Below are 14,268 nucleotides of genomic sequence, written 5' to 3'. Positions count from 1 at the left end.
CCGGCCAGTCGCAAACGCCTCGGCGGTTTTCAGCCGGACCTCCCGTTTCCTCCGGCTTCTTCTCCGCCTGAACGGGGCCACGGGGATCGATAAGGGGGCCGTGGTGGCTCCCTTATCCTGTTCACAGGATGTGACGTATCAGAATTAGACTGGTCATAAGGTGAACGGAATTACCCGCTGTGCTTAACTGACAAGCATTACGGCAAATGCCGGCCTTTTTTACATCCCTTTTCCGGCGTTTTCATCCCGCGCGACGATATTGACGCTGGCGCTGTGAAAATCGCCATCGGAAAGTTTGCGGGTCAGACGCAGAGTGGCGGTCTCGCGCGCTCTGAGATGCTGATAGCTGGCCTCGATATGGGCGAGTATTTTCTCTTTTAGTTGAGGATTGCGCGCGATGACTTCCATCAGGGCTGCGCCGTAGATCTCCTCTTTGACCTGCCAGGCGTAAATCTCGCGGCGGTTTTGCCACTTCATACGCACCAGCGCTGCCGGGATAGACACCAGCGCTTTGGCGGTTTCTTCAATGGCCGCGTTTCTGGCGTTCGCCAGCGCATCAAGGTTATGTTTAAGAATGACTTCATCGCTGTTTCTGTCGTCTAAAGTCAAATAAACATTATTATTCTCAACCTCTTTCATTTTTTACTCAGCCTGAAAATCATAGAAGAGTGCTGACGTTTTTTCTCGTGTGATTAAATTAAGCCAAATTTCATTTCCAGCTTCATTAATTTTATCGGTTTTTTCTTCAATAATTTGACTTAATGTCTGGGCGTCAATTTCACCCTCGATTTGTAAGTCATTGAGTACGCGGGCAAAGGTCTCAATTTTCACCACACGAAATAGCTGGTCTTTTAAATGACGGTCGCGTTCTTCGAGCAGCATATTGCGTGACTGGCCATTATGGCTAATAGCCGCCAAAATTTCGGGTTCATAATCTTCGAGTGTGGTCTTGCTTTGAGATGAGTTGGCGTTATTCTCTGCTTTCCCGGCATTCTGCTCCGCTGCGGATATGTGGAAGCAAGCCGGGACGAGCGTCTCGGGTATCATACCTGATGTCCTTTTAGTTTCAACAGGATAAGTGCGTTTAAGAAGTGAGTTCGTTGACAATATCATGGCGGAATTTTAAAATCAAAAAAAATGGAGCAAGCCATGAACAGTATTATCTATTTCGTGATAGCGTTGCTATTACTTACCGCTGTTATTCTTTTCTTTATCTCGGGTTTCACTAAAAAAGGCGCTGGCAATACGGAAGCGGTTTCCCCACCGGTTAAGTTACTGAGCAAAGAAGAGGGGGAGGACCATTTTTCTGTATTGATGAATGCGATTACGCCGGTATGGTACTGGCGTGTTAATCATGAATATATTGACTTCCTGCATGCGTCTATTAAACGGATGAGTATTGCGGAATTAAACGCCACGCCGGGTTTATTTGATGCCCAGCGGCGTTGTAGCGATCTCAATTCTGCGGTGTACAAATATTACGACAATATTAAGAAGCGCTGCCTGAATGGCGAGAAGGTGCCGCGCGGCGATCTGGACGTGTTGAACCTGCAGCAGTGTTTTCAGGAGTTCAGCCTGGATGCCTATCCGTCGCTGGTCGCGCTGGTCTGGCCGGAGTATCAGCGTCCACAGGTGCGACCGGAAGATATCTGAGCCGACTGAGCGGCCCCTCTTGCATGAGGAGGGGCCGGGTGAGGTTACTTATCCGATGACGCCTGCCACAGGTTGAGCTGACCGTCCGCGACGTACTGGTCAATCTGCACTAGCTCTTCTGCGCTGAACTGCAGGTTGTCCAGCGCCTTCACGTTCTCTTCCAGTTGTTCCGGGCGGCTGGCACCAATCAGCACCGACGTGACCCGTTTGTCTTTCAGAAGCCAGCTCAGCGCCATTTGCGCCATCGTCTGTCCGCGTTTTTCCGCCATCCCCTGCAGCAGACGCAGGCTGTTGAGATTGCTCTCGCTCAGCATGTTCTCCGTCAGACCGCGCGCCCTTTTACCTTCCACGTGCATACGCGAACCCTCCGGAATGCCGTTGAGGTATTTCCCGGTAAGCAGCCCCTGTGCCAGCGGCGTGAAGGCGATGCAGCCGATGCCGTTGTCGGCAAGCGTATCCAGCAGCCCGGTTTTATCGACCCAACGGTTGAGCAGGTTATAAGACGGTTGATGGATAAGCAGCGGGATTTTCCACTCGCGCAGCAGGTCGACCATCGCCTGGGTGCGTTCAGTGGAATAGGAGGAGATACCCACATATAGCGCCTTGCCGCTTTGTACGGCCTGCGCCAGCGCAGCGGCCGTTTCTTCCATCGGCGTGTTTTCATCGACGCGGTGTGAATAGAAGATATCGACGTAGTCCAGCCCCATTCGTTTGAGACTCTGGTCGAGGCTTGCCAGCAGATATTTACGCGACCCGCCTGAACCGTACGGCCCTGGCCACATGTCGTAGCCCGCTTTGGTGGAGATAATGAGCTCATCGCGCAGGGCGGCGAAGTCCTCGCGCAGCAGGCGACCGAGGTTCTCCTCGGCGCTTCCCGGCGGCGGACCGTAGTTGTTGGCGAGATCAAAATGGGTGATACCCAGGTCGAAGGCCTTACGCAACAGCACGCGCTGGGAATCAAGCGACTGGATATGGCCAAAGCTGTGCCATAACCCTAACGACAACGCAGGCAGCTGCAAACCGCTGTTGCCGCAATAACGATACTGCATATGGGAATAACGATCCGGACTGGCTAACCAGGACATGAGCACTCCTTCATATAATCATTTTGAAACATCGTTTCTATCTTATCGTCTCCAGCATAAACCAGAAGCCAGCGCGATCACAGTGTGGAATATTCAGGTGGGGAAACGGCGATTTGGTGAAGTTCCTAACAAATACAAACGATTTCAGCCGAAAATTATCACAAATCGTTATAAATTCCCGGCGCGCTGCCGATAACACTTTAATTGTGATGAATATCACATTTATTTGCCAACGGTCAGGAGAGCCTATGTATCTACTTCGTAACTTCACCATCCGGATGGTCATGCTGACTATCCTGGGGATTTTCGCCCTGCTGTGGTCCGGTGTTGGACTCTACAGCGTGTTTTCGTTATCCAAAGTCGCTGAGGGGAATGAGGTCGACAGAGAACTGGTGGCGCAGATGACCCTGCTAAGCCAGGGCAACGACCAGTATTTCCGTTTTGTCACTCGCCTTAGCCGGGCAATGGAAAGCAAAGCGGCCGGGGAGAATCCGGATTTTACCCCGGTGCAGCAAGCGCTCGATAACATGCGCGGTAAGCTTGAAGCGCTGAAAAAAATATCCCCCGGCCCGATGGACGCCACCCTCTCGGCGCAAACGCTGGCTAACTGGCAGGCGCTGCTCGAGAAGGGCGTTGTTCCCCAGATGCAGCTGGCGACGCAGGGCTCCGCTGAGCAGTATCGCCAGCAGGCGACGGCGGTGACGCCTGCGCTTAGTCGCGCGTTCGGCGCCAGCACTGAGCAGTTCAACGCCATGGCCAGCACCCGGCTGGATCATACCCGTGTGGTGGTGGACGGCCTGACCACCACCACCCGTTCGTTAATTATCGCCGCGGTGATTATCGGTTTATTGCTGCTGCTCTTCACCGACCGCTATCTGGTCGCCATGCTGGTGAAACCGTTGAACACGCTGCGTCACCACTTTCAGCAAATTTCTCAGGGCGATCTTAGCCAGCCGGTGGCTGAAATTGGCCGCAATTGCGTCGGACGACTGGTGCCGCTACTCAACGCCATGCAGGACAGTCTGCGCGAGGCGGTGAGCAATATTCGCCGCGGCAGTGAGAATATCTGGCGCGGTGCGGCGGAAATCTCTACGGGCAACAACGATCTGTCGTCGCGGACTGAAGAGCAGGCGTCCGCGCTGGAAGAGACGGCGGCCAGCATGGAGCAGCTCACGGCGACGGTGCACCATAATGCCAGCAACGCGCAGCAGGCGAGCTCACTGGCGGAAGTCGCCTCGCAAACCGCAAGCCAGGGCGGCTCTCTGGTCAGCTCGGTGGTGAGCACTATGTCCGGTATCTCGGCGAGCTCGAAGAAAATCTCCGAGATCACCGGCGTTATCAACAGCATTGCGTTCCAGACCAATATTCTGGCGCTGAATGCGGCGGTCGAGGCGGCGCGTGCAGGTGAGCAGGGACGAGGGTTTGCGGTGGTCGCGGGCGAAGTCCGCAATCTGGCCCGCCGCAGCGCCGACGCGGCGAAAGAAATTGAAAACCTGATAACGGACTCTGTTTCGCGCATTGATAAAGGGGCGACGCTGGTCAATGAAACTGGCACGACGATGGATGCCATCCTGCAGGCGGTACAGGAAGTGACGGCCATTATGAAACAGATCGCCAGCGCCTCTGCCGAGCAGAGCAAGGGCATTTCGCAGGTCGGTATCGCCATTACCCAGATGGACAGCGTAACCCAACAGAACGCCTCGCTGGTTGAACAGGTCTCAGCGGCCGCCGCCGCGCTGGAACAGCAGACTGACGATCTACAGCGTTCGGTGCAGAAATTCCGTCTGTCGAAAGACGATGCGGCCGCAACAAAGGTGATGCCTGCCGTGGGTAAAAAATCCACACCTTCCCAGGAGTGGGTCGCCTTTTAAATAGCGACGGCTTTCGTCTGGACGGGGAGTCACGCGCCTGTGGGGTATAGCGTGGTGGGTTTGCAGGCACAAACATCCTGTTTTGCGAGGCCGCTTCCGGGAATGCCCCTTGTGGACGGCGGGGTATCGCAGTATCGTTTGCCCGCGCCTGCAAAATCAGGCGCCGGGATTAGCCTCTCGGGTAAAATTACAGGCGACATAGTAATATGTCGTGCGCACGGCTGCACCTCAATGGCAGGCCGGGCGGGGGCGTCGTAAGACGCGCCGGTTTCCTGTAATGCCGGTAAGGCTAACTCCGTCCGGTTCTGCCACCATGAGATTAGCCTCTCAGGTGGCGGATAAATCGCTTATTACAGGAGGCTGCCCCATGGCGACTATCCCTAACTTCGCTCAATCCTTATTTACCGTTCCGTTCAGCGCGACCACGGATTTTACCCTGCTGGCGCAGCACTGCGAGGTGTTCGCCCAGACGCTGGTGGAATGTGACGACCCGACCGAAAAAATGGCGCTGTGCGGGCGGCTTGGTGCCTGCCTGGCCCTGCTGCAACCGACGCTCAATGAACCGGTGCCGCCGGAGCTGGTCGCCAGTCTGACGTTGACGGATTTACCCACTGAGTTCCCGGCGTTCGCTGCCGAAAGCGACCAACTGGCGCATTACTGCCAGATGCTGACGCAGCTGTTGATGAGCCATGCCCTCCCGGTGGAGATGGCGCGGGCGATGGAAGGGCTGTTGTGCGATCTGGTGGCTTACTTTGCGCAGATCCTGACGGCGCCGCGCTGGATAGCCACCCCGCAGGGACGGGTATTTATTGACGATATCCTGGGGTGAGGCATTCAGACATCACCGCGAAGGGCCGGGTGGCGGTGACGCCTTACCCGGCCTGGATGTTTATGGGATAAGTGGAAATCGTTTAGTGCGTTGCTTCGCCGATCAGCGCGCCGGAACCAGCGCCGACGGCCGCGCCTTTCAGCACGCTGTTGCCGGTAATCGCAGCGGCACCGGCGCCGACAGCCGCACCAACAGCGCCGCCTTTACGCGCCGCTTTACCTTTGTCGCCATTTTTGAACATCGCGCCCGTACCCGCGCCAACGACCGCACCGCCGACGGTGGATTTCACGTCTTTGCCCGTTGCCGCGCCGATGGCCGCACCTGCGACCGCGCCTGCGGCCGTTTTGTCCATCGCCAGACCAGAGGCGGAGAAAACCAGTGTGCTGATAATCAGCGTTGTTTTAATAAACTTCATGACAGGTCCTTTGTGACTCTACTGTAGTGAATATTCTGCTTCGTTAACCCAACCCGAAAGCAGTCTTCAGGATACTGCCAGCAGAACTGGACCGACCATTAGGCTAATCATGCCACAGGTCATTATTTCGCCAATGACGTTGGCAACAATCTCCAGGCGCGGATAATGAAAGGGAATTACCGGGCGGGAATCCACCCGGTTGTAGAATCACGACTGGCGTTTATCTTCCGTCAGGGTGTCGAAATCGCTGGCGTGATGGCGCTCGTGCAGCTGTTCAGCCGGTTCGCCAAAGGTGCGGTTGACCATCCGACCGCGTCTGACCGCCGGGCGGTTGCCGACATCGCGGGCCCAGCGCAGCACATTGGTGTAGCGCTCTGCATCCAGAAACTCTGCGGCGTTATAGACGTTGCCCAGCACGACGTTGCCGTACCACGGCCAGATAGCCATATCGGCGATGGTGTACTCCTCGCCCGCCACATAGCGGCCGCGCGCGAGTTGTTTATCCAGTACGTCGAGCTGGCGTTTGGCTTCCATCGTAAAGCGGTCGATCGCGTACTCAATTTTGACCGGCGCATAGTTGAAGAAATGGCCGAAACCGCCGCCGAGGAACGGCGCGGAGCCTTGTAGCCAGAACAGCCAGTTCAGGGTTTCGGTTCTGCCAGCCCGGTCTTTTGGCAGGAAGTGGCCGAATTTTTCCGCCAGATACAGCAGGATGTTGCCGGATTCAAACACGCGCAGCGGCGGGGTTTCTGAATGGTCGCTCAGCGCCGGAATTTTCGAGTTCGGGTTAACGCCGACGAAGCCGCTGGAGAACTGATCGCCTTCTCCAATGCGAATCAGCCAGGCGTCATATTCTGCCCCGGTTACGCCGAGCGCCAGCAGCTCCTCCAGCATAATGGTGACTTTCTGGCCGTTAGGCGTTCCCAGTGAATAGAGTTGTAGCGGATGGCTGCCGACCGGGAGCGTTTTATCATGAGTCGGGCCGGAAACCGGACGGTTGATGTTGGCAAACGCGCCGCCGTTGTTTTGTTTCCATTCCCAGACTTTCGGTGGTTGGTAGTTATTGTCTGACATGTGGACCTGCCTTTTACGTGAGGTGTTGAGGGAGTGTAGCAGGTGGCGGGACGACGGTTTAGCCGGATGAGGGTTTATTCACGGACTGCCGGGAAGGCCAAAAACATCCCCCCGCTTCGCTCCGGGTGCTATCATAGCCGCAACTCAGTTGGCATAGCGAAGGTCAGGTTGATGAGTAAAGGAACAACAGGTAGTGACGCCCCGTTTGGAACATTATTGGGGTACGCGCCAGGCGGTGTCGCGATTTATTCCTCGAATTACGGCAGTTTAGACCCCCGAAATCCCCCCGACGACGTCTCATTTCGCAGCTACATTGATAACGAATACATGGGCCATAAATGGCAGTGCGTCGAGTTCGCCCGTCGCTTTCTGTTCCTGACCTACGGATTTGTCTTTACCGATGTCGGCATGGCTTATGAGATTTTCTCGCTGCGTTTTCTGCGCCAGGTCGTCAATGACAACCTGCTGCCGTTGCAGGCATTCGCCAACGGCTCGAAACGTGCGCCGCTGGCGGGCTCGCTGCTTATCTGGCAAAAGGGTGGAGAATTTAACGATACCGGTCACGTCGCGGTTATCACCCAACTGGTGGGCGATAAGGTGCGCGTTGCCGAGCAAAACGTCATACACTCGCCGTTGCCACAAGGGCAGCAGTGGACGCGCGAGCTGAAGCTGGTGGTGAACGATGGCCGCTACACCATTGAAGATACCTTCGATGATACGACGATCCTCGGCTGGATGATCCAGACCGACGATTCCGAACACAGTCTGCCGCAGCCAGCGCTGCCGGGGGCCGCGATGGTTATCGAAGGCGCCCGGCTTGATAACCACGGTCAGTTCGACGGCGACTGGCTCAACGAGCAGGATACGCTGCAGGCGGCCTACGTGCGGGCTAATGGCCATTTCATCAATAAAGATCCCTGCCAGTATTTCACCATCAGCGAGTGCGCCGAGCAGGAGCTTATCAAGGCGACTAACGAGCTGCACCTGATGTACCTGCACGCCACTGACAAGGTGATGAAGGACGACAACCTGCTGGCACTGTTCGATATTCCGAAGATCCTCTGGCCGCGTCTGCGCCTCTCCTGGCAGCGTCGCCGCCACGACATGATCACCGGGCGCATGGACTTCTGCATGGACGAGCGCGGGCTCAAGGTCTACGAGTACAACGCGGATTCCGCCTCCTGCCATACGGAAGGCGGGCTGATTCTCGAGCAGTGGGCTAAAACCGGCTACCAGGGAAGAGGGCATAACCCATCTGAAGATCTGCTGAGCGAGCTTATCGGCGCGTGGAAGCACAGCACCGCCCGGCCGTTCGTGCATATCATGCAGGATAAAGATCTGGAGGAGAACTATCACGCCCGCTTTATGCAGCGCGCGCTGACCGAAGCCGGGTTTGACAGCAAAATTCTCTACGGGCTGGATGAACTGCACTGGGATGCCGCCGGGCAGCTTATCGACGACGACAACCGTCCGGTGAACTGCGTGTGGAAAACCTGGGCATGGGAAACCGCTATCGAGCAGGTGCGCGAGGTCAGCGAGACCGAGTTCGCCGCAGTGCCGATTCGCACCGGGCATCCGCATAACGCGGTGCGCCTTATCGACGTCCTGCTGCGCCCGGAGGTGATGGTCTTTGAGCCGCTGTGGACGGTAATCCCCGGCAACAAAGCTATTCTCCCGGTGTTGTGGCAGCTTTTTCCGCACCATCGCTATTTGCTGGATACCGACTTCGTGGTGAATGCGGAGCTGGCGAAAACCGGCTATGCGGTTAAACCTATCTCCGGACGCTGCGGCAGCAATATCGATCTGGTAAGCCATGACGACGAGTTGCTTGACCAAAGTTCCGGTAAGTTTTTTGACCGCAAGAACATCTACCAGCAGCTGTGGTGCCTGCCGAAGGTGGACGGTAAGTACATTCAGGTATGCACCTTTACCGTTGGCGGCAACTATGGCGGCACCTGCCTGCGCGGCGATGATTCGTTGGTTATCAAGAAAGAGAGCGATATTGAGCCGCTGATCGTCGAGAAGCGCTAGTCCCGGCGTTTGTTCATCACCTCACTCCGGCGGCGCTGCCGCCGGGGATTCCTCGTCATTTTGGAATAATAGTATTCATTGTTTTGTATATTTTAACTGTTTATCTTTTTTGTGGTTTTGCTACTCTTTCTCGCACCCCTGAATCAGGACGCCTGAAGCGTTGTTTGAGCGCAATTGATGGGGAAAATGTTTATAAATATCTAACTGTTTGTGTAATTTAAATAATTTAATTATTTGTTATTATCGGTGTAATTGTTTAGTGTAGCCATCATATGCACTATATCTACTCGCAGTTTGTTTTTGGTGTGGGTGGAAATTTTTTATTTCGGGTGATATCTGGAATTACGTGACCTGTGTTTAGCTATTTATAATGCTTATCTTTTATGTTGTTATATATCCGTTCTGGTTAAGTGATTAAAGAGAAAATAAATATGCTGGAAAAGCCTGATTTTGAATATCTTAAAAATATTGATTTGAATTCTGTACTCTATTTTTCAGCAGTGATGAGCTATAAAACAATATTTAATGCCAGCGTTGTTATGAATTGCTCTGCACCGACGGTGAGTATTATGCTCAAGCGATTCTGTTCTTACTTCCCGGTTCCACTTTTCGAACGTGAAGGCCGCTGTCTGAAACCGACAAAATATGCTGTTGAGTTGGATAAAATGATCGGTGAAACGTTTTTTAACTTCCGCTATACCCTGACGGGCAGCGAGCCTGTACGAGTACTGGACGAAGCCTGAGCGCATTAGCGCCATGCGGGTGTTACATTATCCTCATTTGTCATGAGTTCGATAATATAATCCAATGACGCTTGCACGCGGAATGGCAGGTTTTTTCTACTGCGGTATATGACATAACAGTCGATATAAACCCCCCATTCCGGCGGCAACACCGGCTGTATTTCTTTGACATCCCGTAGCAGAAGTTCGGAAGCGACCATGTAACCCATCCCTTTTCTGCAACAGTTGATCGCCGTGTAGATATTGTCGAACTTCAGTTTCCCCGTCACCGCGACCGACTTGACATCCGCCGTGTCGGTCTGCGTGAATTCAAACACATTCTCATAGCCATTGTTCGCCATGGCGCTCAACAGAATGAACGGGTGTTGGGAGAGTTCCTCTGGCGTCGTAAAAGGATGCTGCTCATGGAATTCAGGTGTCGAAAATAGATCCAACCGGATGCGTTTTACTTTTCTGGCTATCAGGTTGTGATTATGCGGCGGGGAAAAGGAAATCAGTATATCGCAGGAGTGATTGAAACTGATGCCTTTAAAATAATCCGCTTTATTGAGGTTGGAGGTGGTGATGGTGACGTTCAGATCCGGGAAACGCTGCAACAACGGGGGGAGAATATTGTCAGCAAGATAGGCCTGGACTCCTGAAGGGGAGTAGATATTGACTTCCCCGGCGGGTGCTTTCTTATAGTTTTCTACCAGCTCAAAGAGCTCATCATTTTCATGGATGTGTTTTTTGATGTGGGGCACCAGCGTTTCGCCAAACGGCGTCAACCCAATCGGACGACTCTCCCGGTCAATAATTTTAATCCCCAGCGTTTTCTCTACCGCGGCAATGCTTTTGCTGATGCTGGCCTGAGTCAGCCCAACATTCTTCGCCGACAAGCTGAAACTCTGCGTTTCGATAACGTCCAGGAGAATTTTCAGGTCTTTAATTTTTAGCTGTTTCATGGTGTCGGTACGCGGTTGACGACGGACTCTACATCAAGTGTAGATGAGCTGCGACTTAAGATGATTATCCAGTGAAACGCTAGCATGCTGTTTTGACGCCGGCAAGGCGTTACAGCGCCCGCCTAGCATATCCCGCACGGAACCCAGCCCCAGTTTCTTTAAGGCGTTATGTCGGTGACTGTAAAACGTTTTTATCGACATCTCAGTCTGTTGGCAGACTTCCTGAGCGCCTGACTCTTTCAGGGAGGCCAGCAGCACCAGGCGTTCGCGCGGAGTCAGGTTCACGACGTTTTGCCGATAAGGCCGCTGGCTGGAGGCCGGGCCAGTCCACGCTGAAACCTGGGCATGGACCGTTTCAGGCGCCAGGCAAGGGGAGAGCAACTGCTGGGGGGAAACCCCCCAGCGGTTAAGAAAGAAGTGCTGCTCGGGCGTACCCAGCAGCGTGGTTCTCTTAACGCCGCGCTGGGCGGCGCTTTCGAAAACGGAAAGCAAATCCAGCAGCGAACTGACCGGGGAGGCCACAACCAGCAGACGTGCGCTGGTGCGCTGTGGCGTCATCAGCCATTCAGCGAACGTCGTCACCTCCGTTTTTGATGCTGCAAACAGATGTTTCAACGCCAGTAAAGAAAACCGGCACTCGCTAATAATGGTCAACATGGCGCTCCTCCGGGAGACAACAAACTACCAGTGAAAGTAAAAACGCGCTTAGTGATCCAGGTAGAGGTAGTGCATCCAGCTGGTCATACGCAGCAAAACCTTACGCATGATGGCGACGTGGGAGAAATGGTCGGAATAGACCGCCACCTGCGCATAGATACCGTCCGGCAGGGCATCGATGTTCTCGTTAGCATCCAGCTCGATCGTCGCGAGCACGCCGTCTGTACCCGGGGTTATCGTCAATGACTGCAGCGTACCCTGCGCCTGATACGAACCGCCGGGGATAACCGGCTGTATGGCCGTGAGCTTGCCGCTAAAGACCTGGCCTGGCAGCGAGTTAAAGACGATCTCCGCGTCGTCGCCTGGCTTCAGACGCAGCAGCGAGTTCTGGCGGAACTGCGCGACAATCTGCCGTTTTTGCTGCGGGATAAACACCATCACCGGGCGCAGCGGCAGCGCGGCCGCGAAGGTGCCTGGGCGAATCAGCACCTGGCTTACGTAGCCATCGCTCGGCGCACGCACGACGGTCTGCTCGACATCGTATTTGGCTTCGGCAAGCTGGGCGCGCAGGCTGACGACTTGCGACTGCTCGCCGTTCAGAACGCTGTCAAGCTGGCTTTTGATTTGCGCTTGCGACGCGACGGACGCTTTCACCAGCGCATCCTGGGCCAGATAGTTCTGCCGGGCATTGTCGATATCGCTTTCGGAAAACGGGTTAACCTGCGCTTTGCTGCCCTGCAGATAGCGTTGATAATCTTTGTACCGGCGATCGCGCTCTGCGACGACGCGCGCCGTATTGGCGACGGCTTCGTCCAGCTGCGATTGCAGAGAGTCTGCGTTATGCATCGCGGTCACGAGATCCGCTTCCAGTCGTGAAACGCGCGCCTGGTAGCGGGTGGGGTCCAGTTCGAAAAGCACTTCGCCTTTTTTAATCAGCGCATTAGGCTTATCGGTCACTTTTTTGACGATCCCGGTGACCTGTGGGGTAATGGGAACCGACACCACTGCCTTTTGCGCCTGAAAGGTGTAAGGGTGGTTATAGTTCATCAGCAGAATGAGTGCGCCAACCAAAAAAATGCCGCCGAGCGCTGCCGTGGGAATACTCCACTTATTGACAGGAATCTTAAAGATTTTAAAGACCAGCCAGGCAAAAGCGACATAAGTAAGAATAATTAATAAATCCACAATTAATTACCTTGAGAGTTATCGTTGTCAGAACGTTGTTGTGTTTTTATCAGCCGTTCAAGTTCGGCAATACGCAACTGCAGATTTTCATACTGCGGCTGCTGTTGCTGATGGGTTTGCATACCCCATCCGCGATCCGGACGGTACAGCGTGGCCCAGATCCACAGGAACGGCCACAGTACGTGCAGGGTAAACAGGCTGACCCAACCCGCGACATGAATGGCGTCGGCATGCGGGTGGTTGCGTTTCTTGGCAATATTGTAAGGAATGTCATGAATAATGATGACACCATAAAAAATCACCAGAAAAACGAAGATTAAGACGCCAAGAGCAAAGTAATTAAGAAACATACGATCCCTCAATAGTAATGGCGGAAGGATACCTTATTATATTAATGAAGGCAGCGTTAAACGTTTAGTAATGTCTAATGATTTAACAATTTCTACTCAGGTGTTTATAATTAAATCCTTTGGTTATTTGTTGAGGATATATTTTTGTCAGGATTCTTATATTCACTGTCATTTTTTATAAAAATAAACGTAAATGCGGATACCGGTTCGTTTGGCGGGAAATAAAAATAATTACAATATTGTTGAACCTTGATTAGCCTGCTTACGATATTGCAACGGCGTCTGTTGCATCATTTTTTTAAAACAGGTGATGAAGTAGGTTACTTCGGCAAAGCCGATGTCTGCGGCAATGGCGTCAATGCTCATACTGGTGCTTCGCAACAAATCGCAGCTGCGTTTTATCCTGCGCGTCAGCAGATATTCATGGATGCTGCCGCCGGTCTGCTGGCGAAAAATGCGCGAGGTATAGCTGCGGGAAAATCCAATATCCTGGGCCAGCGCGTCCAGTGAAAACTTCTGCTCATAGTGCGTTTCCACCCACTGCATGATGCGGGCCGAGGCGGTTTGCTGCTGCGGTTTGAGTTCCAGCGCCCCGGCGGGCAGCAAAGCCATCATCTGCATCACCAGAAACGCCACGTCATCCGCCGCGTACTGGCCCGCGGCCGCCAGCGTATGGAATCTTTCCAGAATAGTTTCTATAAACGCCGACTGTTCGCTGAGATCGTAGGCCTGGGCCGGCGCATTGCTCGCCGTGACCCGGGAAAACTGCGTCTGAAAACGGGGAAACTGTTGCAGCGTGCTTTCCACCACCGATTGCTCAATATGCATGGTGGTACGGTGATAGTGGTTGGATTCGCTGTCGCTGACATGCACCTTGTGCAGGCGAAACGGCGGAAAGATAAACAGCCTGCCGGGACGCGCGGTGTAGTGCTGGTTATCCATCACCACGATGCCATATCCCTTTGAGATATAAAGAAACTCAACATACTGGTGCCAGTGGTAGTACATGGCGCTCGAACCGTGTAGCCGGTTAAATGAAATGGCCCGCCGTTCCAGGGTTATCCGCTCCAGCAACTGCGCTTCGTTCATTTCGCCACCATGACAACAAAATTAAATTTTTAGACTACGGTTTGCAATTTATGGCCCTGGCGGAATAAAAAATCCAGTCAAATTGAAATAGGGGTTCATTTTTGTGAGGCGGCTCACTCAGCACAGAGGATAAAAGCGGCTACGCTTGTTTTCGCAGCGTAAGCTCTGTGATTAGAATCATTTAATAACAATAACTTAATTAAATCTCGTGTCAGACGGGAGGATATCGTGCAACCTGATAATATTACCTTTGCTAACCCACTAAAAACGCGGCGCGACCTGACCCAATGGGTCAATGAAGTGCTGAATGCGGTAACCCCATATTTTAAAAAAGCGTCCAGC

The 14,268-nt window shown here is 53.6% G+C and carries 15 protein-coding genes; 5 read left to right on the top strand and 10 right to left on the bottom strand.

The genetic code is table 11. From position 1 onward, the window contains the following. Nucleotides 1–219: 219 nt before the first annotated feature. Nucleotides 220–639 (bottom strand): cytoplasmic protein, encoded by a 420-nt coding sequence (locus JO226_RS03865; RefSeq protein ID WP_293493525.1) that lies wholly within the window; start codon nt 637–639, stop codon nt 220–222. A gap of 3 nt (nt 640–642) precedes the next feature. Continuing rightward, nucleotides 643–1,047 carry a hypothetical protein gene (locus JO226_RS03860; protein ID WP_293493522.1) on the bottom strand — a complete coding sequence of 135 codons (405 nt, stop codon included), beginning with the start codon at nt 1,045–1,047 and terminating at the stop codon, nt 643–645. Nucleotides 1,048–1,149: 102 nt separating this feature from the next. Between JO226_RS03860 and JO226_RS03855 the strand changes: the two genes are divergently transcribed. Beyond that, nucleotides 1,150–1,653 carry an ESA_00282 family adhesion-associated protein gene (locus JO226_RS03855; RefSeq protein ID WP_367273505.1) on the top strand — a complete coding sequence of 168 codons (504 nt, stop codon included), beginning with the start codon at nt 1,150–1,152 and terminating at the stop codon, nt 1,651–1,653. Nucleotides 1,654–1,697: 44 nt separating this feature from the next. Here JO226_RS03855 and JO226_RS03850 read toward each other — a convergent pair whose 3' ends face one another. Next, a complete protein-coding gene (locus JO226_RS03850) occupies nt 1,698–2,738 on the bottom strand; it encodes an aldo/keto reductase (RefSeq protein WP_293493518.1) in 1,041 nt (346 codons plus the stop codon). A gap of 248 nt (nt 2,739–2,986) precedes the next feature. On the opposite strand from JO226_RS03850, the gene JO226_RS03845 reads away from it, so the two are divergent. Together JO226_RS03845 and JO226_RS03840 are read left to right on the top strand one after the other, a co-directional pair. Continuing rightward, the gene (locus JO226_RS03845) at nt 2,987–4,609 is read left to right on the top strand and encodes a methyl-accepting chemotaxis protein (protein WP_293493515.1); all 1,623 of its coding nucleotides are present in this window, start codon (nt 2,987–2,989) and stop codon (nt 4,607–4,609) included. 367 nt (nt 4,610–4,976) lie between these two features. Continuing rightward, nucleotides 4,977–5,438 carry a hypothetical protein gene (locus tag JO226_RS03840; RefSeq protein WP_293493513.1) on the top strand — a complete coding sequence of 154 codons (462 nt, stop codon included), beginning with the start codon at nt 4,977–4,979 and terminating at the stop codon, nt 5,436–5,438. An 82-nt stretch (nt 5,439–5,520) separates the two neighbouring features. Here the strand turns inward: JO226_RS03840 and JO226_RS03835 are convergent, their stop codons facing one another. Both JO226_RS03835 and yghU read right to left on the bottom strand, forming a co-directional pair. Beyond that, nucleotides 5,521–5,853, bottom strand: coding sequence for a glycine zipper domain-containing protein (locus tag JO226_RS03835; protein ID WP_293493510.1), 333 nt, complete (start codon nt 5,851–5,853; stop codon nt 5,521–5,523). A gap of 207 nt (nt 5,854–6,060) precedes the next feature. Further along, nucleotides 6,061–6,927, bottom strand: a complete 867-nt coding sequence (gene yghU / locus JO226_RS03830) for a glutathione-dependent disulfide-bond oxidoreductase (RefSeq protein ID WP_293493507.1) — start codon at nt 6,925–6,927, stop codon at nt 6,061–6,063. Nucleotides 6,928–7,098: 171 nt separating this feature from the next. On the opposite strand from yghU, the gene gss reads away from it, so the two are divergent. Together gss and JO226_RS03820 are read left to right on the top strand one after the other, a co-directional pair. Beyond that, complete coding sequence (gene gss / locus JO226_RS03825) at nt 7,099–8,958, top strand: bifunctional glutathionylspermidine amidase/synthase (RefSeq protein ID WP_293493504.1); 1,860 nt, start codon at nt 7,099–7,101, stop codon at nt 8,956–8,958. Between the two features lie 431 nt (nt 8,959–9,389). Next, nucleotides 9,390–9,701 carry a LysR family transcriptional regulator gene (locus JO226_RS03820; RefSeq protein WP_293493501.1) on the top strand — a complete coding sequence of 104 codons (312 nt, stop codon included), beginning with the start codon at nt 9,390–9,392 and terminating at the stop codon, nt 9,699–9,701. 5 nt (nt 9,702–9,706) lie between these two features. On the opposite strand, the gene JO226_RS03815 is transcribed toward JO226_RS03820, so the two are convergent. The 5 genes from JO226_RS03815 to JO226_RS03795 all read right to left on the bottom strand — a co-directional run bounded on the left by JO226_RS03815 (nt 9,707) and on the right by JO226_RS03795 (nt 13,926). Next, entirely contained in the window at nt 9,707–10,645 is a 939-nt protein-coding gene (locus tag JO226_RS03815; protein WP_293493498.1) for a LysR family transcriptional regulator, read from the bottom strand. A 33-nt stretch (nt 10,646–10,678) separates the two neighbouring features. Next, complete coding sequence (locus JO226_RS03810; RefSeq protein ID WP_293493496.1) at nt 10,679–11,302, bottom strand: LuxR C-terminal-related transcriptional regulator; 624 nt, start codon at nt 11,300–11,302, stop codon at nt 10,679–10,681. Nucleotides 11,303–11,350: 48 nt separating this feature from the next. After that, nucleotides 11,351–12,487 (bottom strand): HlyD family secretion protein, encoded by a 1,137-nt coding sequence (locus tag JO226_RS03805; RefSeq protein WP_293493493.1) that lies wholly within the window; start codon nt 12,485–12,487, stop codon nt 11,351–11,353. A 2-nt stretch (nt 12,488–12,489) separates the two neighbouring features. Continuing rightward, nucleotides 12,490–12,837 carry a DUF3302 domain-containing protein gene (locus JO226_RS03800; RefSeq protein WP_293493490.1) on the bottom strand — a complete coding sequence of 116 codons (348 nt, stop codon included), beginning with the start codon at nt 12,835–12,837 and terminating at the stop codon, nt 12,490–12,492. A gap of 231 nt (nt 12,838–13,068) precedes the next feature. Further along, entirely contained in the window at nt 13,069–13,926 is an 858-nt protein-coding gene (locus tag JO226_RS03795; RefSeq protein ID WP_293493487.1) for an AraC family transcriptional regulator, read from the bottom strand. Nucleotides 13,927–14,268 lie beyond the last annotated feature (342 nt).

The organism is Pluralibacter sp. (genome assembly GCF_019237635.1).
In the GTDB taxonomy this organism is placed as follows: Bacteria; Pseudomonadota; Gammaproteobacteria; order Enterobacterales; family Enterobacteriaceae; genus Enterobacter_B.
The sequence above is the reverse complement of the archived record's forward strand: the minus strand, read 5'-3'. Positions and strand labels throughout refer to the sequence as shown.